Annotated in this window: 1 protein-coding gene and 1 pseudogene; one reads left to right on the top strand and one right to left on the bottom strand. The window is 35.9% G+C overall.

Annotated elements, in window-relative coordinates; all coding sequences use genetic code 11:
- A partial coding sequence (locus GRP75_RS27440; protein WP_160790948.1) for a protein kinase domain-containing protein occupies positions 1-630 on the top strand: 630 nt, incomplete at its 5' end.
- A 333-nt stretch (positions 631-963) separates the two neighbouring features.
- Here GRP75_RS27440 and GRP75_RS30175 read toward each other — a convergent pair.
- Positions 964-1,209 (bottom strand): annotated as a pseudogene (locus tag GRP75_RS30175) (glutamate decarboxylase); the annotation flags it as partial.

Genomic DNA, 1,209 nt, shown 5'->3' with positions numbered 1-1,209 from the left:
AAGAGAGAAGTTAAAGTTTTAAGTGAAAAACTACAACATGAAAACATTATAGAAGTGGAGAAGTTTCAACTCGACAGTTCGCCTTCCTGGTTTACGATGCCACTAGCTAGCTTTTCTCTAGATGAATGGGTGAAAAAAAACCGTAATGCTTCGGAAAAGCAAAGGATTGAGATTTTTACACAAATTCTGTCTGGCGTCAAGTATTTACACGACCGTAATAAGTTTCATCGGGATTTATCTCCGAATAATATATTACTATTCGAAACGATTAATGGACTTTTAGTTAAGGTGGCTGATTTCGGACTTGCAAAGGACTCTGAATCACACTCATTTCATACAGGCCTATCAAGAAAGGGTTATGGGCAAGAAGCGTTCACTGACCCAGAGCAACTTAAAAATCTAGCTGATTCTACTAACTTATCCGACATTTATTCACTTGGAGCTTTGTTGTATTATGTTTTGAGCGGTAAATTACCTAAAAAAATATATTATGTTCGAGTTGTATGTCAGAGTGTTGTTATAAAAGCTATGAAATCACGAGTACTTCGTTATCAATCTATTTATGAATTTGAAGATGATTTAAACAAAGCTTTAAGTGAGATAAAAGGAGTAGAATCAGAGACAAATTAACTTAACTAAAAACATCCTTTGTTTGATAAAAATAAGTACAATTTTAAAAACTATATCCCTTCCATCGTCTCGACACATGTGGAGTGCGTGGTAGTGATATATCGAGATGAGAGGCATTGATGCACGAGGGCTAGAGGGGAATTTGAATATGTTCCTGCATTCCAAAAAAACGTTTTAGGATTGAGTGCTGTTCATTTTTACTGAACAAGGACATTAATTTGGAAGAGGTAGGGAGAAACAGTAAAGAGGGGCCGCGAGCCCCTTTTATTTGTGTGATGTTGAGCATTTTTATTCATTTACAGAAAGTGTAGCATTTCATTTCACAATTTTTCATCACAAAAAGGCTTTTGTCTCATTCAATGAGCGTGCTATATTCGATAAAAGCTGAATTGTATTCCTTATCTCATGTTCAGTAGTGTCTGGGTGAATTGCACAGATTCGGAGAACAGTTTTTCCATTAAGTTGTGTCGTAAGCACAGAGGCGTATCCGTTTGTCATCATTTCTTGGGAGATCCTTTTATTGAGTGAATCTAATTCTTGCTCAGATAATCCAGTTGGCGCATATCGAAAATTAACAAT

It is taken from the genome of Paenibacillus sp. OT2-17, assembly GCF_009827695.1.
GTDB lineage: Bacteria > Bacillota > Bacilli > Paenibacillales > Paenibacillaceae > Paenibacillus > Paenibacillus polymyxa_B.
Note: the sequence above shows the minus strand (reverse complement) of the source record. Positions and strands in the feature narration are given on the sequence as shown.